21 protein-coding genes are annotated in these 22,388 nt (G+C 38.7%); 13 read left to right on the top strand and 8 right to left on the bottom strand.

The window, feature by feature from the left end; genetic code table 11:
• Positions 1–186: 186 nt before the first annotated feature.
• From ABD769_RS18660 to ABD769_RS18685, 6 genes are all read right to left on the bottom strand, one after another.
• Entirely contained in the window at positions 187–633 is a 447-nt protein-coding gene (locus ABD769_RS18660; protein WP_344852878.1) for a hypothetical protein, read from the bottom strand.
• A gap of 52 nt (positions 634–685) precedes the next feature.
• Positions 686–1,735 carry a hypothetical protein gene (locus ABD769_RS18665; protein WP_344852879.1) on the bottom strand — a complete coding sequence of 350 codons (1,050 nt, stop codon included), beginning with the start codon at positions 1,733–1,735 and terminating at the stop codon, positions 686–688.
• 97 nt (positions 1,736–1,832) lie between these two features.
• The gene (locus ABD769_RS18670; RefSeq protein WP_344852880.1) at positions 1,833–2,714 is read right to left on the bottom strand and encodes an RsmD family RNA methyltransferase; all 882 of its coding nucleotides are present in this window, start codon (positions 2,712–2,714) and stop codon (positions 1,833–1,835) included.
• A gap of 113 nt (positions 2,715–2,827) precedes the next feature.
• The gene (locus ABD769_RS18675) at positions 2,828–3,049 is read right to left on the bottom strand and encodes a DUF2281 domain-containing protein (RefSeq protein ID WP_344852881.1); all 222 of its coding nucleotides are present in this window, start codon (positions 3,047–3,049) and stop codon (positions 2,828–2,830) included.
• Between the two features lie 23 nt (positions 3,050–3,072).
• On the bottom strand, positions 3,073–3,825 hold the full coding sequence (locus tag ABD769_RS18680) for an ABC transporter ATP-binding protein (protein ID WP_344852882.1): 753 nt from the start codon (positions 3,823–3,825) through the stop codon (positions 3,073–3,075).
• Entirely contained in the window at positions 3,825–4,559 is a 735-nt protein-coding gene (locus tag ABD769_RS18685) for an MlaE family ABC transporter permease (RefSeq protein WP_344852883.1), read from the bottom strand. Before ABD769_RS18685 ends, ABD769_RS18680 begins: the two co-directional genes overlap by 1 nt.
• Positions 4,560–4,707: 148 nt before the next feature.
• Here ABD769_RS18685 and ABD769_RS18690 point away from each other — a divergent pair, with 148 nt between their 5' ends.
• From ABD769_RS18690 to ABD769_RS18715, 6 genes are all read left to right on the top strand, one after another.
• A complete protein-coding gene (locus ABD769_RS18690) occupies positions 4,708–5,397 on the top strand; it encodes an SDR family oxidoreductase (protein ID WP_344852884.1) in 690 nt (229 codons plus the stop codon).
• 18 nt (positions 5,398–5,415) lie between these two features.
• A complete protein-coding gene (locus ABD769_RS18695) occupies positions 5,416–6,108 on the top strand; it encodes a PspC domain-containing protein (protein ID WP_344852885.1) in 693 nt (230 codons plus the stop codon).
• 5 nt (positions 6,109–6,113) lie between these two features.
• Complete coding sequence (locus ABD769_RS18700; RefSeq protein ID WP_344852886.1) at positions 6,114–7,100, top strand: LiaF transmembrane domain-containing protein; 987 nt, start codon at positions 6,114–6,116, stop codon at positions 7,098–7,100.
• A 186-nt stretch (positions 7,101–7,286) separates the two neighbouring features.
• On the top strand, positions 7,287–7,898 hold the full coding sequence (locus ABD769_RS18705) for an RDD family protein (protein ID WP_344852887.1): 612 nt from the start codon (positions 7,287–7,289) through the stop codon (positions 7,896–7,898).
• Between the two features lie 337 nt (positions 7,899–8,235).
• A complete protein-coding gene (gene ispG / locus ABD769_RS18710; RefSeq protein ID WP_344852888.1) occupies positions 8,236–10,215 on the top strand; it encodes a (E)-4-hydroxy-3-methylbut-2-enyl-diphosphate synthase in 1,980 nt (659 codons plus the stop codon).
• 722 nt (positions 10,216–10,937) lie between these two features.
• Complete coding sequence (locus ABD769_RS18715) at positions 10,938–12,212, top strand: mechanosensitive ion channel family protein (protein WP_344852889.1); 1,275 nt, start codon at positions 10,938–10,940, stop codon at positions 12,210–12,212.
• A 241-nt stretch (positions 12,213–12,453) separates the two neighbouring features.
• On the opposite strand, the gene ABD769_RS18720 is transcribed toward ABD769_RS18715, so the two are convergent.
• On the bottom strand, positions 12,454–13,278 hold the full coding sequence (locus ABD769_RS18720) for an alpha/beta hydrolase family protein (RefSeq protein ID WP_344852890.1): 825 nt from the start codon (positions 13,276–13,278) through the stop codon (positions 12,454–12,456).
• 387 nt (positions 13,279–13,665) lie between these two features.
• A complete protein-coding gene (locus tag ABD769_RS18725) occupies positions 13,666–14,052 on the bottom strand; it encodes a DoxX family protein (protein ID WP_344852891.1) in 387 nt (128 codons plus the stop codon).
• Positions 14,053–14,189: 137 nt separating this feature from the next.
• Between ABD769_RS18725 and hemA the strand changes: the two genes are divergently transcribed.
• The 7 genes from hemA to ABD769_RS18760 all read left to right on the top strand — a co-directional run bounded on the left by hemA (position 14,190) and on the right by ABD769_RS18760 (position 22,339).
• Positions 14,190–15,416 carry a glutamyl-tRNA reductase gene (gene hemA, locus ABD769_RS18730; protein ID WP_344852892.1) on the top strand — a complete coding sequence of 409 codons (1,227 nt, stop codon included), beginning with the start codon at positions 14,190–14,192 and terminating at the stop codon, positions 15,414–15,416.
• Positions 15,417–15,849: 433 nt separating this feature from the next.
• Complete coding sequence (gene hemC, locus ABD769_RS18735; protein ID WP_344852893.1) at positions 15,850–17,430, top strand: hydroxymethylbilane synthase; 1,581 nt, start codon at positions 15,850–15,852, stop codon at positions 17,428–17,430.
• A 209-nt stretch (positions 17,431–17,639) separates the two neighbouring features.
• Positions 17,640–18,608, top strand: coding sequence for a porphobilinogen synthase (gene hemB / locus ABD769_RS18740; protein ID WP_344852894.1), 969 nt, complete (start codon positions 17,640–17,642; stop codon positions 18,606–18,608).
• A 97-nt stretch (positions 18,609–18,705) separates the two neighbouring features.
• Positions 18,706–20,076 (top strand): glutamate-1-semialdehyde 2,1-aminomutase, encoded by a 1,371-nt coding sequence (gene hemL, locus ABD769_RS18745; RefSeq protein WP_344852895.1) that lies wholly within the window; start codon positions 18,706–18,708, stop codon positions 20,074–20,076.
• A gap of 168 nt (positions 20,077–20,244) precedes the next feature.
• Positions 20,245–21,111: a sensor histidine kinase gene (locus ABD769_RS18750; RefSeq protein ID WP_344852896.1), complete on the top strand. Its 867-nt coding sequence runs from the start codon at positions 20,245–20,247 to the stop codon at positions 21,109–21,111.
• An 8-nt stretch (positions 21,112–21,119) separates the two neighbouring features.
• Positions 21,120–21,824 (top strand): response regulator transcription factor, encoded by a 705-nt coding sequence (locus ABD769_RS18755; RefSeq protein WP_025146905.1) that lies wholly within the window; start codon positions 21,120–21,122, stop codon positions 21,822–21,824.
• The gene (locus ABD769_RS18760; RefSeq protein WP_344852897.1) at positions 21,824–22,339 is read left to right on the top strand and encodes a hypothetical protein; all 516 of its coding nucleotides are present in this window, start codon (positions 21,824–21,826) and stop codon (positions 22,337–22,339) included. The genes ABD769_RS18755 and ABD769_RS18760 overlap by 1 nt, the downstream gene beginning before the upstream one ends.
• Positions 22,340–22,388 lie beyond the last annotated feature (49 nt).

The raw sequence follows: 22,388 nt of genomic DNA on the forward strand, positions 1-22,388 counted from the left end.
TCCCAACTTTTGTAATCTGTTAAAAAAACGCTTTTTTGAGATCGAAAGTTTGGATTAACGACTAATTATTCCTTTAAGTTGTAAATGTTTGACTTACAGAGGATCAATATAGTATTTTACGTTAATAAAATAGCAATTCGTTTAAAAAGCAAATATTCAAAGTTGTAAGAAAGCCGATGAGAAGTATTATATTGATTGAGAGTCAAGTGCTAGTTTTGCGTTCTCAAGCATTTTTATATATTTTTCTTTTTGATCTGATATGCCTGAATTTTGATAAATAATTTCGCCTTTTGAGTTAAAGAAAAAATATGCAGGATAATCAGGGGTAGCTTTATAAGCTAATATTTCTTTAACAGCCTGATTTGATGAGAGTGCATAATAAACATAGAATTCATTTTTTACAGTCTTAAAAAACTTTTTCTCGAATAATGCTATCGTCCAAATAGGTTTTTTAAAGAATCTACTTTTGGCAGAAATACGATTTGGAGTATCATCTATTATTAACATTAAAGGCTTTCCAGATTGATTTGCTTTATTAACAATTTCTTGCATTGTAAATACAGCTTTATTTTGAGCAAATCCATTTGAAATTAATAGGAAAGATATAGTTAGGAGCAAAAATAGATGTTTCATAATATGATAAGCAGAACGCCTCCCGATCTTATATCGGGAGGCGTTTGTTATGTTATTGATATTGAATATATATCGGTTTTGGAGTAAGCTTTAAAAGCTCTTCTGGTGTCATCAATCGTTTAGGATCTTTTTTAAGGTCGTTTTTGTAAAACAGTTTAAAACCTGTAAACTGAACCGGCTCTCCCTGTACAAAGTGGCGGTAAGTTCCTTTTTTCAATTCAGGCTCGCCCCATCCATCCATGTGCACCACTACCTGTACTTCCGGACGAAGTTTAATACTTGCAGAGTTGGTTACCATTTTCTTTGTAAAACGGTGCAATACAAATACTTTTGGAGGCAGGTTATGTTTTTTAACAATATCAGCAAGGTATTGAGTTACATAATTTACATCTGCAGCATCGTATGTACCGATCTTTTTTCCTGGCAACGAACCATCTTTCATCGAAAATTCAGGATCGATACCTAAATGAACGTAAGGCAGTTCAAGGTATTTTTCAATATGGGGCAACTCAGCCTTAATGGTGCTTAAAGCTACCTGAAGATCTAAAAATACAATGGTATTTGGTTGCATTTTAGCAATGGTTAAAACAGAATCGATCTGTTTATTACCCATTCTGTTAATGTATTTTCCATCTTTTCCAGGTGTTCCGCTTGCCACAGCTGCAATATAATGCAAGCCCGGTTGTACCGGTGTAGTTGGATCGGCTTTTTCCCAATGTTTAACTTCGGCATTCAGGCGTTGCCACATTTCTTTTGGTGCATATTCGCCCAAAGCACCCATTTTTTTTGAGTGCAGGTTTCCATAATAAACCACAATGCGTTTAAATGGCAGAATGGCTCCCGCCAAAGGATATGGCTGTTTTTTTACCGGCCATTTTCCGGTCGTATCTCCATTGGCCAGTTTTTTTACCAACGAATCGTAAAGTTTCGGATCAACAGGTTTCATTACATTTGCTGTTGAGTCGGTTTTCTTTTTAGTGGTATCAGATGAGAAGATTTTACCAACGCCGCTGCCGCCTTTACCGTCTGAATTACAGTTGGCGAACAAGCTGATTGCGGCAAAACCAAGTATTAGGGTGCCTGCTAATTGAGGGAATTTCATAGATTTATTAGATGATTTAAAATTTAGACAGTTTCCGGTTCTGTTGTGGATGAAAGTAGGTCGGAAATCTGATAGTTTAAAATAAAGTAATTAACATTTACACATTGCAGAATTTACCAAAAACACCTAATGGTAATTTAATGCCAGAAGTAGCCTGTAAAAAAAGCTCTCCGGTTTCGAGGTTTTTAACTGCCGGGAAAGAAGTGCGGATTAGATTTTCGACAATTACCGAAGAAAAACCAAGGGAGTAGGTATTTAAGATCAGGAAATGTTCCTTTTCATCCAGTAACTGTACAACATCCTGCATCATTTCCTGGATATGATCTTCCAGTTTCCACTTTTCGCCATTTGGTCCATGGCCGTATGCTGGCGGGTCTAAAATGATTCCATTGTATTTTTTGCCTCTTTTCAGTTCTTTCTTTACAAACTTCAAAGCATCTTCAACCATCCAGCGGGTATCTTTTAAGCCAGAAAGTTCCTGGTTTTCGTTTGCCCAGGTAACCACCTGTTTAATAGAATCAACATGGGTAGTTTCTGCACCAGCTGCGTTCGCAATTAATGATGCTGCTCCGGTATAGGCAAAGAGATTTAACACCTTTGGCTGCGGTGTTTTAAATTTTTTAATTGATGATGAGATAAAATCCCAGTTTACGGCCTGCTCAGGGAATACGCCTACATGTTTAAAAGAAGTTAAGCCTAAACGAAGCTTAATGGCCACTTCATCATTTTTATATTCTACATGCCAGCGATCTGGAATAGATTGATTTTTCTTTATCCATTCGCCGGAAGTAGCAGAACGGCCTCTGAAAGTTATGTTTGCTGTTTTTTTCCAGTCCTGTTCTGAATATGTTTTTTTCCATACGGCCTGCGGTTCAGGGCGGATAAGAGTTACATTTCCAAAACGTTCTAATTTTTCAAAATCCCCGCAATCTATCAGTTCGTAATCTTTCCAGTGTGTTGGGGCAAGTAATTGTATCATTTATTATTTGTATAGTTCGTCATTGCGAGGCACGAAGCAATCTTAATGCGGTAGATGTATAGAATAGATTGCTTCGTGCCTCGCAATGACGATTTATTTATTTTATTTAAAATCTAATGGATCATTAAAATCATCAGAAATGTAAAGAATTGTGCCTTTTGCAGCACCATATAAGCTTTTTGGCTCTTCAATAATTTTATTTTTTCACTCTCCGATTCAGGAAAGCTTTTGACATGTTTAGCTTGTAAAAAATCAATAAAATCTTCTACCTCATTTACCATATTTTCTGGTAAGGTTTCTAATTTGTGAATGATATTTTTTGTAGCCGTAGTCATAATTAACAAATATAAGAATTTTATTAAAACTTATCTTTTGCTGCTTTCATGAAACGGCTGGCGAATACGAAATCGTTTAATTCTTTAATATCGGTGTGTGCAATTTCTTTATTGCTGCCTTCCCAGAATTTCTTTCCTTCGTGCAGGAAGAGGATATAATCGCCAATACCCATTACCGAGTTCATATCATGCGTTACCACAATAGTGGTGGTTTTATATTCTTCGGTAATTTCCTGAATCAGCTCATCAATAACAATCGAAGTTTTTGGATCCAAACCAGAGTTGGGTTCATCACAGAACAGGTACTTCGGATTCATAGAAATGGCACGGGCAATACCTACACGTTTTTTCATACCTCCGGATAGTTCGGCAGGGAATAACTTGTTTTTACCGGCAAGGTTAACACGCTCCAGGCAAAAATCAACCCTTTCCAGTTTTTCTTTTCGGCTTTGATCGGTAAACATATTTAAAGGAAACATGATGTTTTCTTCAACGGTCATACTATCAAACAGGGCAGATCCCTGAAAAAGCATACCAATTTCTTTACGTACTTCGATACGTTGCTCGTAAGTCATCGGTGTAAAATCACGGCCATCGTACAGTACCGAACCCGAATCAGGCTGGTGTAAACCTACCATACATTTAAGCAGGGTTGTTTTTCCAGAGCCCGAACCACCAATAATTAAATTGGTTACGCCTTCTTCAAACTTGCCGGAAATGCCTTTTAATACCTCATTTCCTGAGAACGATTTATGAATATCTTTAATTTCGATCATTACAATAACAATTGGGTCACGATATAATCGCAAGCTAAAATAGAAATACAGCTAATTACAACAGCCCTTGTACTGGCTTGAGAAACCTCTAAAGCACCACCACGAACATAAAATCCTTCGTATGCCGGAACTGATGTAATGATAAAACCGAATACAAATGCCTTTACAAGTGCCACCACAATGGTGTAAGGGTTAAAATCGGTTGTAATACCCTGAATATACTCTGCCGGGGTAACTGCTCCCGATACTGAACCACCAATATAACCACCGGTAATACTTAAGAACATAGAAATGATTACCAGCATGGGCACCATGGTAATCCCTGAAATAATTTTTGGCAGAATTAAATAACCCGGTGCATTAATACCCATAATTTCTAAAGCATCAATCTGCTCGGTAACCCGCATAGAACCAATTTCTGATGAAATGGCCGAGCCTATTTTTCCGGCCAGTACAATTGCACTGATGGTTGGACTTAACTCCAGAATACTCGAATCGCGGTTTACTGAACCAATAATGGTTTTCGGAATAAAATCGCTAACCAGCTGGAAAGCAATTTGTAAAGTCATTACCGCGCCAATAAAGGTAGAGATAATGGCAATCAAGCCTAAAGAACCCACACCAACATAATCCATCTGTTTGGCGATTTCTTTAAGGTATATTTTCAGTTTTTCCGGCCTTCTGAATACAGACTTGAGTAGCAGGATGTATCTGCCGAAATTGGTAAAATTCATTCCGTATGTATTTGCTTAATTTAAATGATCATTCTTATACTACTACAAAGAAACGATAAAAAAGTTGTCGCTCTTTGCTAATTGCAAAAATATTCGTGGTTTTGAATATAAATATGGTTTTTTGTCAACAAAAATTAAACCACAAAACATGAAAGCTGTAATAACAGGGGCAACTAAAGGGATTGGAAGGGCTATATCGCTAAAACTGGCACAAAACGGATACGATTTAATTTTAGTAGCCAGGGGTGAGGATGATTTAAACGCTTTAAAACATGAATTAACCCCTTACAGGAATGCTGTTGTTATCCATCAGGCCGATTGTTCGGTTAAAGAAGAAGTATATGCTTTTTTAAATTCGACAGTTATCGATTTTAGCAATGTAACGGTTTTAGTAAATAATGTGGGGATTTTTTTACCCGGCAGTTTATTGGATGAGGCTGATGAAATCTTCGAAAAACAACAGCATTTAAACCTCAATGCAGGTTATTATATCAGTAAGTTTTTTGGCAAAAAAATGCGTTCAGCAAAGCAGGGCCATATATTCAACATCTGTTCGGTAGCCAGCAAAGCACCTGTAAAAAATGGTGGCAGTTATAGTGTAACAAAAGCAGCGATGTTAAGTCTTAATCATGTATTGCGGCAAGAGTTAGCCCCTCACAACGTTAAAGTTACAGCTTTTTTACCAGGTTCTACTAAAACCTCATCGTGGGAAGGAACAACAATCCCCGATGAAAAATTTGTACAGCCTGAAGACATTGCCGAAACTTTATTCACCATTTTAAACTTAAGTAAAGGTGTAAACGTAGATGAGGTTTTAATTACCCCGCTCGATTTTTAACACAAAATGAACAACGTTATGGAAAAGAAGCTTTTTAGAAACGAACACGATAAGATGATTGCCGGTGTAGCTTCGGGACTTGCAGATTATATGCAGGTGGAGGTTACCATAATCAGATTATTGTTTGCATTATCGGCCATCTTTATGGCTGGCGCTGGCTTAATAGCCTATATTATTATGTGGATTATTGTTCCGGTTAATAATGATCCGGCTGCAAAATTCTCAAAATTTAACGATTATTTTAATAAGAATAATCCGGGCGCAAATCCTTTTGGCAATCCTGATCCCTTTGCAGCGAATACCGGTGCAACACCAAACTGGACACAGCCGGTAGATGCTACGCAGAAAACACCATTTGAAACGCAACCTGATTTTAGCAAATTCAATAAACCGAATGATACCGGGCGCACCATAGGAGGCTTATTGCTTCTGGTAATCGGATGTTTTTTCCTGATGCGCGAAATGGATTTTATTCCCGATTGGTTTAGTATCCGCAATTTATTCAGGTACATGTGGCCTTTAATATTTATCGCATTGGGTATTAGTATTATTGCCAAATCAAAAAGAAAAAACGACTGGGCAGCTTTTCAGAACCAGCAAGAGGCAGAACAGAAAAAAACAGCTGATTTTACTGAAACTGTTGTAGAAAGTGAGCCGGTAACCCCTGTAAATAAAGATGATCAATCAACATCCGCTAACCCTCAAGTATAAATAAAATGAAACTAGATAGATTAATATGGGGTATCATCCTGCTTTTTATTGGCGGTGTACTTCTACTCGAAAATTTTGGCGTAATCAATTTTTATTGGCGTAACGTTTGGAGCTTTTGGCCTGTATTTTTAATTATTGCAGGTTTAAATATCCTTTTTAACAGAAACAATTCGCAAACCGGTAGCATTATTTCCATCGGGGTGCTTGTAATCGCCTTATCTTTCCTTTTTTACAGAGGTCAGCAAGTTCCGGAACATAGCAGCTGGTGGGGACGAAATTTTAAAAAAGACATCGATGTTAATATCGATCATAACGATGGCGATGATGATAACGACAGTGATGACGACAAGGATTCTTCATATAACCAGTTAAATTTAACAGAGCCTTTTGTGGCGGCCGACAATACCAAAAAAACAGTGCTTAATATTTCCGGCGGAGGCATTTCATTTAACCTTGATGGCGAAACGGCTTCGTTAATTGATGCCGATATCAGAAAAAGGCATGGTAATTTCTCTCTGAAAAAACTGGTTACCGATTCTGCAACCGTGCTGACTTTTGCAATGGAAGACAGGAAAAGTAAATGGAATTTTGGCGATAACGGTAACGATGTAAACTTTAAGTTAAACAAAACTGCTACCTGGGATGTGCTGATGAAACTTGGCGCCGGCGAAGCTAACTTCGATTTTTCTTCCTATAAAGTACGTACGTTCCGTTTTGATGGTGGTGCCGCAGCTTTAGACATTAAAATGGGAGATTTATTACCGATTACCGATGTGGTGGTAAAATCGGGAGTGGCTGATGTTAAAATTAAAGTGCCTAATGGCTCAGGTTGCAGAATTAAAACCAAAACAGGTTTATCTGCAAAAGATTTCGACGGATTTGAGAAACTGAGTGATGGCGTTTACGAAACTTCTAACTATAAAACCTCAACCAAAAAAATCTTTATCAGTTTAGACGGCGGATTGAGTAACTTTGAAGTGAGCAGGTATTAGGAGAGGGAAAATGTTAGATGGAAAATGGAAGGAAATTTTTAAACTTTGATCTTACAATTCTGATAAAAAGGTTGAGGATAGAAAGCTTAGATTTTGCTAAAATCTTTGGCATAAGGCTTTATTCGATCTGAATTATACAACCCTGATCTTACAATCCTAAAATCCAAACAATCCTGATCCTGTCTAATGAATCCCGATCAATACACAGTAGTAATTAATGGTAAGCCACAAGGTCCGTATAATTTAAGCGAGCTAAAAGATTTAAACATCAGCGCAAATACTTTTGTACGCAAACCCGGTATGGACGATTATAAAGAAGCTCACGCAATGCCCGAATTGCGTGAGCTTTTGGGTTTTAGCTATCAAAAAACCGCGCCTCAGTATTTTGCCGCTTTCGATCAGCGTTTGCTGGCTACGGTAATCGATCATTTTATCATTTTTGGGTTTTACACCATCATTATTTTAATCAGTTATATTTTTATAGACGGAAAAGACCAGCGGATAATGGCTTTTATGGTTCCTTTTCCCTCTATATTTATTATTAAACTCATTTATGGAAGCATTGCCGAAGCATCTAAAAGCCAGGCAACAATAGGCAAGAAACTGCTCAACATTAAAGTAACCGATTTAGAAGGGAGCCGGGTTTCTTTTGGAATTTCCCTGATCAGGAATTTATCTAAAGTTTTATCCGTTATTCCTGTCTTTTTTGGCTACCTGTACAGTTTTTTAAACAAGAAAAACCAATGCTGGCATGATATTGCCGCCAATACTCTGGTGATAAAAGACAGATTGATTTAAGTAGAAAAGCAGGGATATTACAACTATTTTCGTTAGCCGGGCTGTTCGCTATATCTTTGGCTGACCTTCGACTACGCTCAGTCTGACAGCCAAAGTATGCCGCTTCCATTCCGTTTATACACCTTAGCCGGTGCGATGATGCCAAACCCACCCACCGTTAATAATAAACCCGATTGAAGCGAACACGAAGTGCAACGAAGTAAAGCGTAAAGCGGGACTGCATTTGCCAAGCACAACAGCCCTTCCGTTTCCAAAAAAAAATCGCTTTATCATTAGCTTGATTTAATTACAACATTACAACATCAAAAATTCCAACAATCCTTATCTTTGCAAACAGATGGAAAATATATTGGCAAAACATGATCTGGAAGGCGGATATTGCAACAGTTTAACCGCTTATTCAAGGTATTTAACACGCGAAGTGAACATTGGCGATATTGCATTAGGTGGGCACAACCCCATCCGGATCCAATCGATGACCACTACTGATACCATGGATACTTTGGGCACGGTAGCGCAAACCATCCGCATGGTAGAATCGGGCTGCGAGTATGTGCGTATTACGGCGCCAAGTATTAAAGAAGCAGAAAACCTTGCCAATATTAAAAAAGAACTGCGTTTTCGTGGTTATCATGTTCCGTTAATTGCCGACATCCACTTTACGCCAAATGCCGCAGAAATGGCCGCCCGTATTGTAGAAAAAGTACGCGTAAACCCAGGCAACTACGCTGATAAAAAGAAATTCGAAAATATTGAATATACCCAGGATGCCTACAATGCAGAGTTAAGCCGGATTTACAAAAAGTTTATTCCATTGGTTAAAATCTGTAAAGAGTATGGTACGGCCATGCGCATCGGTACCAATCATGGTTCACTTTCAGACAGGATTATGAGCCATTACGGCGATACCCCACGCGGAATGGTAGAATCGGCAATGGAGTTTATCCGCATGTGCGAAGACCAGAACTATTATAATCTGGTCATCTCGATGAAGGCCAGTAATACCCAGGTAATGGTGCAGGCTTACCGTTTGCTGGTAGAAACCATGGCTAAAGAGGGGATGAATTATCCTTTGCATTTGGGCGTTACCGAAGCCGGCGATGGAGAAGATGGTCGTATTAAATCAGCTGTGGGTATTGGTACTTTGCTGGAAGATGGGTTAGGCGATACCATCCGCGTTTCGTTAACTGAAGACCCTGAGTTTGAAGCGCCAGTAGCTAAAGCTTTGGCAGATCGATATTCTTTAAGGAGTCCGAAGTCCGAAGTCGGAAGTCTTGAGTCGATTACTCTACGCTCTACGCCCCACGCTCAACGCCAAACTTACAGTCCTTACGAATACAACCGCCGCATCACAACACCTGTACAGCACATCGGCGGGCACCACCATCCGGTAGTGATGATCGATGTTTCGAAAGAAAATTTAAAAGATCCTTACTTTTTAAATTCGGTTGGTTATAATTATAGTGCAGGTTTAGATAAATATAATCTGGCCGATCAGGCTTGCGATTTGGCTTATTTGGGAGATCATTTACCTTCTTTCTCTTTCCCCGGAAATTTAAAGCAGGTTTACAATTACCAGACCTGGTTAAAGCTGAGAGATAAAAACAACTGTCACCCTTTATTTTCACTGGAAGAATACAACAAAGCTGGCATTAAAGACGAGTTTTTAAACTTTGTTGAGGTTGATGCGGAAACATTTCAACATTCCAACATCCCAACCTTTCAACCTGATGTTGTTTTAATCTTAAAAACGTCTTCAACCCACGGCATGGCCGAGCAAAGAGCCTTTTTTGTTGCTTTACAGGAGAACAATATCCAGATTCCGGTTATAGTAAAAAGAACTTACCAGAATGCAGATGCCGATCATTTAATGCTTTATGCCGCTACTGATTTGGGTGCCTTACTAACTGATGGTTTTGGAGATGGCGTGTGGATTGATGCACAAGGTCAAAACCTTTCGCTGATTAATTCGACCAGTTTCGGAATTTTGCAGGCAACACGTACCAGAATCAGTAAAACGGAATATATTTCGTGCCCGAGCTGCGGCCGTACCCTTTTCGATCTGCAGGAAACCACCCAACTGATCCGCTCGCGTACCGACCATTTAAAAGGCATCAAAATTGGTATTATGGGTTGCATCGTTAACGGCCCCGGCGAAATGGCCGATGCCGATTATGGCTATGTGGGTACCGGACCCGATAAAATTACCCTGTATCGCGGTAAAGAAGTGGTAAAGAAAAATGTAACTACAGCTTACGCTTTGGATGAACTGATCGACATCATCAAAGGTGATGGCAATTGGGTGGAAAAGGTTTAATCGTTAATAATACGAGCCGTGGTTTGCCCGCAAACTACTGTATTGTCATTCTTAGCTTTTCGAAGAATGTTAAGTTTTGTAAAAGTGTTTCGAAAAGCCGGTGCCGTGGTCTTTGCCGCCACAGACCACCACTATCGTATTGTTGGTTTCGTTCTGTGCGGACACAGACCGGGGACTATGATCTGGTTAATAAAAGATCTGTGTTTATTCTTTTCATCTGTGGTTAAATGTTGACGGTTCACGCTACATTGGTGCCGGGTCTTTGTCCGCACAGACCACCACTATCGTATTGTAGGTTTCGTTCTGTGCGGACACAGACCGGGGACTATGATCTGGTTAATGAAAGATCTGTTTTTATTCTTTTCATCTGTGGTTAAATGTTGACAGTTTACGCTACATTGGTGCCGTAGTCTGTGTCCCCACAGACCACCACTATCTAGTATTGTAGGTTTCGTTCTGTAAGGACACAGACCGGGGACTATGATCTGGTTAATAAAAGATCTGTGTTTATTCTTTTCATCTATGGTTAAATATTGACAGTTCACGCTACATTGGTGCCGTGGTCTGTGTCCCCACAGACCACCACTATAGTATTGTAGGTTTCGTTCTGTAAGGACACAGACCGGGGACTATGATCTGTGTTTATTCTTTTCATCTGTGGTTAAATATTGACAGTTCACGTTACATTTACTTTTCTAATCAATAAATCCTAAATTGCCGTGATGAAAATTCCCGAGTTTCAATTGCTGTTTAACGAACTTAGAAACTGGCTGGCTGGTAAAGGCCTGTCAGGTAGCGAACTCGTTTATTCTTATTTCTTTATCGGACTGGTTGCGGTAGTTTTATTCTTGTTTGTTACCATTTTTGTAACCCGCCAGATTTTTATTGTGATGGTAAAAAGTGCCAAAACTAAATCCGACTGGCAAAAAGCATTGTTCGAGTTTAGGGTATTCAGGGCATTTGCCCTAATATTTGGTGCCTACATTATTTATAACGTAGTTCCTTATCTTTTTATCTATTTTAAAAACTGGCATTTTTATGCCTTGATTTTTGCTAAAATCTATATGGTTTTGGCGGTGATGTTTGCTATAAATGCATTTTTAAATGCGGTGGTTTCGATCATGGAATCATCAAAGAAATATGCCGATAAACCCATCAGAAGTTATAAACAGGTGGCCAAAATTGTATTTTACATTGTTGGTTTTGTGCTTATCCTGTCGATTATTCTAGGCGAATCGCCATTATATGTTTTTGGAGGTTTTGGTGCCGTAACAGCCGTTTTTATATTGGTTTTCAGAGATCCGATTTTGGGTTTTGTGGCTTCAGTACAAATGAGTGCCATTGATCTGGTAAGGGTAGGCGACTGGATTACGGTTGAAAAATATGGTGCTGATGGCGAAGTAACCGAGATTAATTTAACCACCATTAAAGTACGAAACTGGGATAAAACGGTAACCATTGTGCCTAGTTATGCCATTGTAAGCGAATCGTTTAAAAACTGGCGCGCCATGGAAGAGAGCGAAGGCAGGAGGATTAAACGCCACATAAACATTAAAATTTCGAGCATTAAATTCTGCGATGAGGAATTAATCGGAAGGCTGCAGAGCATCGATTTTCTGAAAGATTATCTGAGAGAAACACAAACTTTTATCGAACGATATAATGCCGAAAATACGGTAAACCCGAACAACCTGGTTAACGGCCGCCACATGACCAATATTGGTACTTTTAGGGTTTATGCCGAAAAATACCTCGAAAGTAATCCACATATCAATAAAGAACTTACCTTCATGGTGCGCCAGTTACAGGCCACAGAAAACGGTCTTCCTATTGAGATTTATGTATTCTCGAAAGAAAAAGGCTTAAAACGTTTTGAAGAAGTGGCAGCAGATATTTTTGACCACCTGTTAGCTGCGGTACCTTATTTTGATCTGGAGATTTTCCAAAGCCCAAGCGGAAGTGATATGCGTAATTTTGTGAGAAGAGGGGATGATTAATATTTTTTTATCATTATCAAATTTTTAGCTTTCAATATTCTGGCCTTTCCATCTAGCCCTGATGGAAATGGAAATCCCTTTTGGGTACGATTAATTTTTTTTAAATAAATACATTCCCAAAAGGATTGGAGTGTACAGCAGGACAGAACCCTTAATCGCTACTGATGGCCTTGCGCTCCAATAAAATTAAAATGTTTTTATATTTGAAAGGCCCCTGTAATAATCACTTACATTAATTTTATTACTCCCCCAAAAACATCAAAACCTTTTCGCAAACCTTAAATAAAAGTGGTGGCAAAGTTTCGCTGGTATAAGGCTGTGTTGCTCCATAAACATGATTGGCACCTTCAATTTTAACCAATCTGCTGCCGGGGTTGGCCTCAGCCAAAGTTTGTGCCGTTTCAAAAGGCACATTCACATCATCATCGCCATGGATAATTAACCAGGGAATATTGATCCGCTTTGCCGCATCAATAATATTCAATGTTGCAGCATTTTTCTCCAGATCTTCCAGTAACGTTGCATTTAAAGGCATCTGTTCTTTAGTACGTGCATTGGTGACGAATATTTTGCCGTTCTTTTTCCATTCTGCTTCCTGCTCTTTTTTCCAAAGACTGTTAAAATCGGCAATGGCGCTCCAGGTAATCAGTTTGTTGATCCTTAAATCGTTTGCAGCCTCAATAATTGATAAACCGCCGCCGCGACTATGGCCGATCAGATTTACTTTGGTATTGGCACCATAAGCTTTCTCAATAAAATCGAGTACGGCATTTACATCAAAAAGTTCTTTCGACACGGTATTACTGGCAAAAGCCTCCATATCGGTTACATCTTTCGGGTCGTTAACCGGCACACCGCTATGCGATAAATTAAACTTAACGTAACGGTAACCATTGCTGGCAAAATACCTGGCCACTAAATTATGGGCGCCCCAATCTTTAAAGCCTTTAAAGCCATGAACAAAAAGTATGATGGGCGTATTTGGATTTTTTTCATCAAAAGTAATATCGCCGATAATTAATTTTCCGTCTGAACCGCTAAGGCTAAAATTGCTTTGTGTAATCATAATTTAAAAGGAATTGATATAAAATATAAACCTACGAAATCTAATTTTGTTGTGTGGTTTTATAGAGAATCGTTTCCGATTGTAGTGCAATTCCCCGAATGTTCAGGGGAGAAACTATTTTTCTTGATATTGTTTTAGATTTCTCCGCTGCGGTCGAAATGACAGGTTTTTAAGAAGAAAACGATAATAGGCGCATGACCGATATTAACCAAACCCGATAGAAGTGAAAATCCTTTTTGTTGCAATTGCCCTGAATGTGCTGTCATCTGCAACCGATGGAAAAGATTCTTCGTGCTCAGAATGACAGAAGTTTAAAAAGATTGTAACGAATAGCGGGACTAACCCAAAAATGAAATGCAGGTTTTGCTTTTCCAAAAAGAAAACACATTAAACTGTCCTTTTATAATAATACCATGCCCAGCCGATAAACAATAACTGAAAAGGCAGCCTTAACCATGCAATAAGAGGCGTAATTTCTATTGATCCGAGCATAAACGGTGCCTTCTGGATCATGTAGATGTGCGCAGGCATAAAGGCAATCAACATGAGTATAATCAGTATCGCAGCAAGCTTTCTTGTCTTTTTAAACAGCAATAAAAAGCCGAAAACCATTTCCAGTACTCCAGAAAAGTAAATTAAAAAGCCAGGTGCAGGCAACCATTTTGGCATAATACCGTAATATACTGCAGTGGATAAAAAGTGGTTACATCCTGCTAAAACATAGAAGATGGCATAAACCCAAAGAAAAATTGTGTAGATTGGTCTGTCTATCATGTTCAATATTTTAAGTTAATCTTAGAATGGTCGCTATTTAAAACCGTTCTAAATTGATGTAAATTACAGGTTAATGACAGTGACATGCCTTCACCATGTTACTTTTGTATCCCGATAATAGTTAATAACGGAAGCACTTGGAATATTTAAAAGTAATAGCTTTTACGCATCACCACATCGACCTGAAATCTTTAGGGAAATTAGTTATTTGTGATCAAAGTCTAGATAGCAGGTTGAAAAATGTTCAGTCTGAACTTCCCGTTAGCGAAATTTTTTACATCGGAACCTGTAACCGCGTAGAGTTTGTTTTTCTTACCAAAGAGAAAACCGACAAAGAATTCGTAACTAAATTCCTTACCGTTTTAGATATGGGGCTGCCTCCGGAGTTTATGGAGCGTTTTCTAGACAGTGTTTCTGTTTATGAAAATGAAGAAGCTTTTAACCATTTATTAAGAACATCGTGCTCTTTAGAGAGCTTGGTGGTTGGCGAAAAAGAAATTCTTGCCCAAATCCGCAGGGCTTATGAGAATTGCCGCGATGCCGGATTTACCGGTGACTATATGCGGATGATTATGGAGCGGGTAGTTAAAACGGCCAAAGAAGTTTATACCCATACCAATATTTCGAAAAATCCGGTTTCTGTTGTTTCATTGGCTTACCGCAAATTAAAAGAATTAAATATGTGTGGCAACTCACGTATCCTGATTATCGGTGCCGGCGAAACCAACCAGAACATTGCAAAATACCTTAACAAACATAAATACTCTAACTTTTCGATTTTTAACCGTACACTTTCTAAAGCCGAAACTTTGGCCGAAGAGTTAAACGGAAAAGCTTATCCCTTAGCTGCACTTGAAGATTTTAATGAGGGTTTTGATGTAATTATCACCTGTACGGGTTCTACCGAGGCCATTATAACCGAAGAACTTTATGCAAAATTGCTTAATGGCGAAACCGGTAAAAAGGTAATTGTAGACCTGGCTATTCCTAATGATGTTACCCCTGCGGTGATCCATAATAACCTGGTTCATTACATCGAGGTAGAATCGCTGAAAGAAGTGGCCCGTAAAAATATCCAGGAGCGTTATAACGAACTGGTACACGCCGAAGAAATCATCAGCAACAACATTACCGAATTTTTCTCTGTTTTAAAACAACGCCGTATCGAACTGGCGATGCAGGAAGTGCCAAGAAAGATTAAAGAAATCAAAAATACGGCTATCAACGGTGTATTTGCCGATGAAATAAGTCAGATGGATGATGCCTCACGCGAAGTTTTAGAACGTGTGATGAATTACATGGAGAAAAAATACATCAGCGTACCGATGGTGATGGCCAAAGAAATCCTGGTTAACCAATCCTAATCTAACCGCAAAGAAAGCTAAGCTTAATTTCCTTTCATTATTTTTTTTTCTGTCATTCTGAACGCAGTGAAGAATCTTTTATTTCTCGAAAGGAATTTTTAATATCAATTGTAATTCCAAGTCTTACACTCGCTTACCTTCATCCTGAATCTGTGTAAGTATCTTTCATGCTTCTGAGCTTAAATGGCCTTACATTTCTTATATGGTTCAATTCTATAAAGTTCATGATAATTAATTTGGATCCTGTTTCTGTTGAGTTTAAAGACAATGCCTACGGGTTACAGATTCGCTGCGCTCTGAATGACAAATTAATCTCCTAATGTCATAGAAATCCTTTAAATTATCCCTTCTGTAACCTCACTGTCTCATTTTTAAACAATTCATGGTATAAACCACTAATTAAATTAAATTTGCAACTCATTTAACCTTTATAGTGAAGAAATTAACCATCGGAACACGCGGTAGCGACCTGGCATTATGGCAAGCAAATCATATAAAAGATGAATTGGCGGCCATCGGAATTGAAGCGGAAATTAAAATCATTAAAACGCAGGGCGATAAAATCCTGAATTTAAGATTGGATAAACTGGAAGGCAAAGGCTTTTTTACCAAAGAACTTGAAGAAGAGCTTTTGGGTGGAACGATCGATCTGGCGGTACATTGCCTTAAAGATTTACCAACCACACACCCTGCAGGATTAACCATTGCCGCCTTGCCTCCACGCGAAGAAGCGAGTGAATACCTGTTGATTTTAAAAGATTGCGTTGATGTTTCGCAGAAACTTTCGCTAAAAAAAGGTGCTATGGTAGGTACTTCATCCAACCGCCGTAAAGCGCAGTTATTGGGTTTGCGTCCTGATTTGGAAGTGGAAGATTTACGTGGAAATGTACCAACCCGTATCCAGAAACTCCGTGATGAAGATTACGATGCGATTTTAATTGCAAAAGCAGGTGTTAAACGCTTAAATCTTGACGTGAGCGATTTACATGTAGAAGAACTCGAAACTACTGAGTTTATTCCTGCACCTGCACAAGGAGCCTTGGCCATTCAGATCAGGGAAAATGATACCGAGCTTTTTGATGCCCTTCAAAAACTGCATGATCCCGAAACTGCAGAGACCGTAAATGTCGAGCGTAAAGTATTAAATCTTTTCGAAGGTGGCTGCCACATGCCTTTAGGTTGTTATTGCAAAAAGGAAAACGGAAAATTCGAAATCTGGACTTCAAAAGCAGAAACTGCTGATGATTTTCCTGAGCGTTTGTTTTTGCGTGCCGATACTACCGAAGGTTTGGCAGAAAAAATTGTGGCCAAATTTAATGTAGAAAGAAAGAAACCGGCTAAGGTTTTCATCTCACGCGAAATTGGCGAACACAGTTATTTCCGCAGGGCTTTAGAAAATAATAATATAGAAATAGAAGGGCGTTCGTTAATCCGTACGTTCCCGATAGTAACCGTTTTAGATCAATTTATTTTAAAACATATAGATTGGGTTTTCTTTAGCAGCCGCAATAGCGTTGAATATTTTTTTAATTTAAAGCCGCTCTTGCCAAAGAAAACGAAGTTTGGCGTTGTAGGAAGAGGCTCAGAAGACGCTTTGCGCAAATTTGGCCATGTTGCCGATTTCGTTGGAGCAAGTGGTGATATTACCGAGGTAGCAGAAGATTTTGCAAAATTGGTTAACGGTCAGCAGATCTTGTTTCCAAGGGCACAGGATTCTTTGCAATCGATCCAAAAATCGTTGCCAGCTGATGCTAAAATCATCGACCTGCCGATTTACGAAACCGTAATCGAAGAAGATATCGATCAAAGTTATGCCGATGTGCTGATTTTTACCAGTCCATCAAATGTAGATGCTTATTTCGCCGATAATTTATTGGAACCCGGTCAGCAGGTAATTGCCATCGGTAACTCTACAGGCAAAAAATTCGACGAAATGGGCGTGAAATATGCATTGCCGTATTCACCAGATGAAATTGGTTTGGCCGAAGCAGTTTTTGGAATAGAAGTAAGGTAGAGGATTTAGGATGTAAGTTAAAGGATTAAAAGTTTTAGGATTTAAAACACTTCTGATTTGGTACCCGGTACTAAAATCTTGATACTCTAAGCTGAAATCCAAAAATCTGTGTAATCAATCCGAAAGAAAAAAAATATAGGATATTCAAGTTTTGATACCCGATACTAAAATGTCGATACTTCAGCTCTTGATACTAAATACTTGAAAAAATGTTAAACCGTCCGCGTAGATTAAGGAAAAATCCTTTAGTGAGAGAGATGGTAGCCGAAACCCGGTTATCGAAAGATATGTTTGTGTACCCTTATTTTGTGGTGCCGGGCACTAATGTTACACATGCCATTGATGCCATGCCAGGCGTAAATCATTATTCGGTTGATACCCTGGTAAAAGATGTTGAGGCTGGAATGAAAAAAGGCCTTAACAAAATAATGCTATTTGGTGTTGGCGATGAGAAATCGGAAGATGCGAAGTCTGCCTATCACGATCATTCTTTAGTGCCAACTGCGGTTCGTGAGCTCAAAAAACAATTCGGTGATGATTTATATGTAATTACTGATGTTTGCGTTTGTTCTTACACTACCCACGGCCATTGCGGTATTTTGGAAAACGATTACGTTCAAAACGATAAAACGGTTGAAGTAATTGCTAAAATGGCTTTAACGCATGCCGAAGCTGGTGCCGACATGTTTGCACCGTCTGATATGATGGACGGCCGTATCGAAGCCATGCGTAACATGCTGGATGAAAATGGTTTTGTAAATGCAGCCATTATGAGCCATGCCACTAAATTTGCTTCTGCTTATTATGGTCCTTTCAGAGAAGCGGCCGATTGTGCGCCAAGTAAAGGCGATAGAAAAGCTTATCAGATGGATTTCAGAAACCCGCTGGAGGCCTTACGTGAAGCTGCTTTAGACGAACAGGAAGGTGCTGATGTACTAATGGTGAAACCAGGTTTAGCTTATCTGGATATTATCCAGCGCTTAAAACAAGACACTAATCTGCCGATTGCAGTGTACAACGTTTCGGGCGAATACTCGATGGTAAAAGCTGCTGCAGAACGCGGTTGGATAGATGAACAAAAAGTAGTAATGGAAACCATGCATGCCTTTGCCCGTGCAGGCGCAAGCATTATTACCACTTACCATATTAAAGATATTTTAAATAACAACTGGATGTAATTTGAGCTGAAAGCTTAAAGCCAAAAGACTAAAGCCATTACTTAGCGCTTTACTTTTCGCTTTAAGCTTTAGTCTTTCAGCTTTAAGCTTAACAAAAATGTTAGATTCATTAAAAAAAATGTTTTCAGGCAACGAAGCCGATATTCCGGTAAATACGGGTAGTAAACCTGATATTTCGAGAGTAAAATCAGCGGAGTTGTACGAAAAATCGAAAACGTATTTCCCTGGTGGGGTTAACTCACCGGTAAGGGCTTTTAAATCGGTTTACGGTACACCTCTTTTTATCGAAAAAGGGGATGGTTGCTACATTTGGGATGCCGATGGGAATCAGTTTATCGATTTCTGCGGTAGCTGGGGACCATTAATTTTAGGGCACAACAATCCTAAAATCCGCGAAAAGGTTACCGAAGTAATGCAGAACGGCATGAGCTTTGGCGCACCAACTGCACTAGAAAATGAACTGGCAGAGCTGATTATTAAAAACAATCGTTTTGTAGAGAAAATTCGTTTCACCAGTTCAGGTACCGAAGCCGTAATGTCGGCCATCCGTTTGGCAAGAGGCTTTACCGGTCGCGATAAAATTTTAAAATTCGAGGGTTGTTACCATGGCCATAGCGATTCACTTTTGGTTAAAGCAGGTTCGGGTTTGGTTACTTTTGGCGAAACATCTTCTGCAGGTGTGCCCAAATCTTTTGCTGAAGAAACCATTGTGGTACCTTTAAATGATAAAACGGCTATCGAGCAAGCTTATGCCCAGTTTAAAGATCAGATTGCTGCGGTAATTATTGAGGGAATCCCTGCAAACAATGGTTTAATTATGCAGGATGAAGAATATATTCAATTCTTGCGTAAAATCTCTACTGATAATGGTTCCCTTTTAATTTTTGATGAAGTAATTACCGGATTCAGGATCGGTTTTGAAGGTGCTGCTGCACATTATGGCATTACACCTGATATTGTTACTTATGGAAAAATTATCGGTGGTGGTTTACCTGTAGGTATGTACGGTGCACGTGCTGAAATTATGGCACACATTTCTCCCGATGGTGGTGTATATCAGGCCGGTACCTTATCAGGAAACCCGGTTGCCATGGCAGCAGGAATTGCAACCTTAACCGAATTAAATAAATCTGGTTTTTATAAAGATTTGAATAATAAAGCACAAGAATTTGTAGCCAGTATTCAACGTTTCGCAACAGCGCGTAATTATAAATTCAAGGTGTTTACCATAGGTTCTATCTTCTGGTTTGCCTTTACCGATAAAGATAAAATCCAGTCGGCTGATGATATTGATGCGGGTAGCATGGAAAAATTCAAAGTGATGCACCGCGAATTATTAAACAGGGGAATTTATTTAGGCCCATCGGGATATGAAGTTGGTTTCGTATCTTCAGCACACACAAAGATCGAATTGGAGAAAGCGAAACGTGCTATTTTTGAAGCGCTGGATCTGGTGTTTAAGAAATAAGTTTTTATTCAAAAGATCGTCATTGCGAGGAACGAAGCAATCCTATTACAATCGCCAGGCTTTAAAACCTTATAACATTAAGATTGCTACTGCCTCGTAATAACAGAAAGAAAAACAAGCTGTGTCATCCAAAAATCTGTGTGATCAACCCGAAGGAAAAATCGATAAATGAAGAAATCTATAATTATATTTTACGCCTTATTGCTTTATGCACTCGTTCAGCTCATTTCGTGGGGAACATTGGTTGTGCGTTTGCAGCCCAGCCGAATGACAATGATTATGGGCGAAGGTTCGGTGTTTTTATTTTTGCTTTGTATCGGCGGATATTTTCTCCATCAATCTTTAAAACGTGAAGATAAATTAAGAGAGCAACAACAAAATTTCCTGATGTCGATAACACACGAGCTGAAATCGCCTTTGGCGGCAATCAAACTTTCCATCCAAACCATTGTTAAAAGAGATCTGGATAAAGCACGACAGGTTTCACTGCTCAATAATTCACTAAAAGATATTGAGCGGTTAGACGATCTGGTCGAAAATATGTTATTGGCCACCAAGATCGAAAACCGTTCTTACACTTTTCCGAAAGAAGAATTTAATTTTTCAGAACTGGTTTATAAAATTACAGATCGGCTTCAGGTTCACTCTTGTGGCAACGAACAATTAATAAGCGCCCAAATTCAGCCAAATTTGCAGATATTGGGTGACAAATTTGCCTTATCGTCAGTGGTAACCAATTTAATCGAGAATGCGGTAAAATATTCAAGTCCATGTGATGAGATAAATGTGCATTTAAATAAGATAGACGGGCATATTCAGTTAAGTGTGATAGATAAAGGGCCGGGTATTTCAGATGCCGAAAAAATGTTGATATTTGATAAGTTTTACCGCGTTGGTAACGAGAATGTCAGAAAAGCGAAAGGAACAGGTTTAGGCTTGTTTATTGTGAAAGAGGTTTTACAATACCATGATGCAGATATTACAGTAAAAGACAATTTGCCTCAGGGAAGTATTTTTGAAGTAACATTTAGTTAATCTCAATTATGTCACAAAAATTAAGAATTCTATTGGTAGAAGACGAGGATCACTTGTTAGATGCTATCAAATTAAACCTCGAACTTGAGGGTTATAAAGTTCACGCCGTAAAAGATGGCAAAACCGCTCTTAAAATTTTTAAAGAAGAACGCTTTAATCTGATTATTTTAGACGTAATGTTGCCTGAAATGGATGGTTTCCAGGTTTGCGAGACAATCCGTTTAGAGAATGCAGAAGTTCCGATTATGTTTTTAACAGCTAAAAACACTTCAGAAGACCGTGTTCTAGGTTTGAAAAAAGGAGCTGACGATTATTTGGTTAAACCATTCAACTTAGAAGAATTAATTCTTCGTGTGGGTATTTTGGTTAAACGCAGTTTAAAATCTGATGATTTAAAAGAATTAAACTCTTATAAAATCGGAGATAAAACAATCTATTTTAACTCTTTCGAATTAAAACATGATGATGGCACCATCACACCGTTAACCAAAAAGGAAACGATGTTGCTGAAACTGTTAATCGAGCGTAAAAACGATGCGGTTTCAAGAGAACAGATTTTAGAAACGGTTTGGAATTATGATGTTTATCCATCAACCAGAACGATTGATAACTTTATTTTAACGTTCCGTAAATATTTCGAGCCAGATCAGAAAAATCCGGTTTATTTCCACTCTATTCGTGGTGTAGGTTATAAATTTACCGATAGTCATTAATGTACAATAATAAAGGCAGGTATGCTTTAATGGCCGTTTTTGTGCTGGCTGCATTGGTTTGTGTTTTTTACAATCAATATCAGCTGGCTGCCGTTTCCGGTGTATTATTTGCCTTTGTTATTTGGAGTCATTTTAAGCATAGTTCGGTGTTAATGGCATCGAAACATTTCAAAAATAACGAATTTGGTAAAACAAAAGCTTTGTTGGCCGAGGTAGCTAAACCAGTACGTTTAGCAAAAAGCCGGAGGGGTTATTACGAATTTATGCAAGGCAATATGGCCTTGAAAGAACAGGATTACGATAAAGCCGAATATCATTTTCAATTGGCCAGTCGTTTTCCGGTGGGCGGTAAAAATGAGAAATCGTATGTACTGATTCATTTGGCTAACCTGGCTTTGCGAAAAAAAGACAGGGAAAGGGCAGAAGCTTATACCAAACTGGCAAAAGAATTAGCTGAAACGCAACGATCGAAAGACATTATTGTTAAAATTGAAAGAGAAATAAGCAAAATATAATATTAAAATTGTCATTTTGAACAAACGAAGCACCAGTTTAGCGATAAAA

This window comes from Pedobacter jeongneungensis (assembly GCF_039538295.1).
Classification (GTDB): domain Bacteria; phylum Bacteroidota; class Bacteroidia; order Sphingobacteriales; family Sphingobacteriaceae; genus Pedobacter; species Pedobacter jeongneungensis.

Bases quoted from the DNA above. Each gene is read 5' to 3' on its own strand.
- ABD769_RS18660 (WP_344852878.1), bottom strand. From the start codon at position 633: ATGAAACATCTATTTTTGCTCCTAACTATATCTTTCCTATTAATTTCA.
- ABD769_RS18665 (WP_344852879.1), bottom strand. From the start codon at position 1,735: ATGAAATTCCCTCAATTAGCAGGCACCCTAATACTTGGTTTTGCCGCA.
- ABD769_RS18670 (WP_344852880.1), bottom strand. From the start codon at position 2,714: ATGATACAATTACTTGCCCCAACACACTGGAAAGATTACGAACTGATA.
- ABD769_RS18675 (WP_344852881.1), bottom strand. From the start codon at position 3,049: ATGACTACGGCTACAAAAAATATCATTCACAAATTAGAAACCTTACCA.
- ABD769_RS18680 (WP_344852882.1), bottom strand. From the start codon at position 3,825: ATGATCGAAATTAAAGATATTCATAAATCGTTCTCAGGAAATGAGGTA.
- ABD769_RS18685 (WP_344852883.1), bottom strand. From the start codon at position 4,559: ATGAATTTTACCAATTTCGGCAGATACATCCTGCTACTCAAGTCTGTA.
- ABD769_RS18690 (WP_344852884.1), top strand. From the start codon at position 4,708: ATGAAAGCTGTAATAACAGGGGCAACTAAAGGGATTGGAAGGGCTATA.
- ABD769_RS18695 (WP_344852885.1), top strand. From the start codon at position 5,416: ATGGAAAAGAAGCTTTTTAGAAACGAACACGATAAGATGATTGCCGGT.
- ABD769_RS18700 (WP_344852886.1), top strand. From the start codon at position 6,114: ATGAAACTAGATAGATTAATATGGGGTATCATCCTGCTTTTTATTGGC.
- ABD769_RS18705 (WP_344852887.1), top strand. From the start codon at position 7,287: ATGAATCCCGATCAATACACAGTAGTAATTAATGGTAAGCCACAAGGT.
- ispG (WP_344852888.1), top strand. From the start codon at position 8,236: ATGGAAAATATATTGGCAAAACATGATCTGGAAGGCGGATATTGCAAC.
- ABD769_RS18715 (WP_344852889.1), top strand. From the start codon at position 10,938: ATGAAAATTCCCGAGTTTCAATTGCTGTTTAACGAACTTAGAAACTGG.
- ABD769_RS18720 (WP_344852890.1), bottom strand. From the start codon at position 13,278: ATGATTACACAAAGCAATTTTAGCCTTAGCGGTTCAGACGGAAAATTA.
- ABD769_RS18725 (WP_344852891.1), bottom strand. From the start codon at position 14,052: ATGATAGACAGACCAATCTACACAATTTTTCTTTGGGTTTATGCCATC.
- hemB (WP_344852894.1), top strand. From the start codon at position 17,640: ATGTTAAACCGTCCGCGTAGATTAAGGAAAAATCCTTTAGTGAGAGAG.
- hemL (WP_344852895.1), top strand. From the start codon at position 18,706: ATGTTAGATTCATTAAAAAAAATGTTTTCAGGCAACGAAGCCGATATT.
- ABD769_RS18750 (WP_344852896.1), top strand. From the start codon at position 20,245: ATGAAGAAATCTATAATTATATTTTACGCCTTATTGCTTTATGCACTC.
- ABD769_RS18755 (WP_025146905.1), top strand. From the start codon at position 21,120: ATGTCACAAAAATTAAGAATTCTATTGGTAGAAGACGAGGATCACTTG.
- ABD769_RS18760 (WP_344852897.1), top strand. From the start codon at position 21,824: ATGTACAATAATAAAGGCAGGTATGCTTTAATGGCCGTTTTTGTGCTG.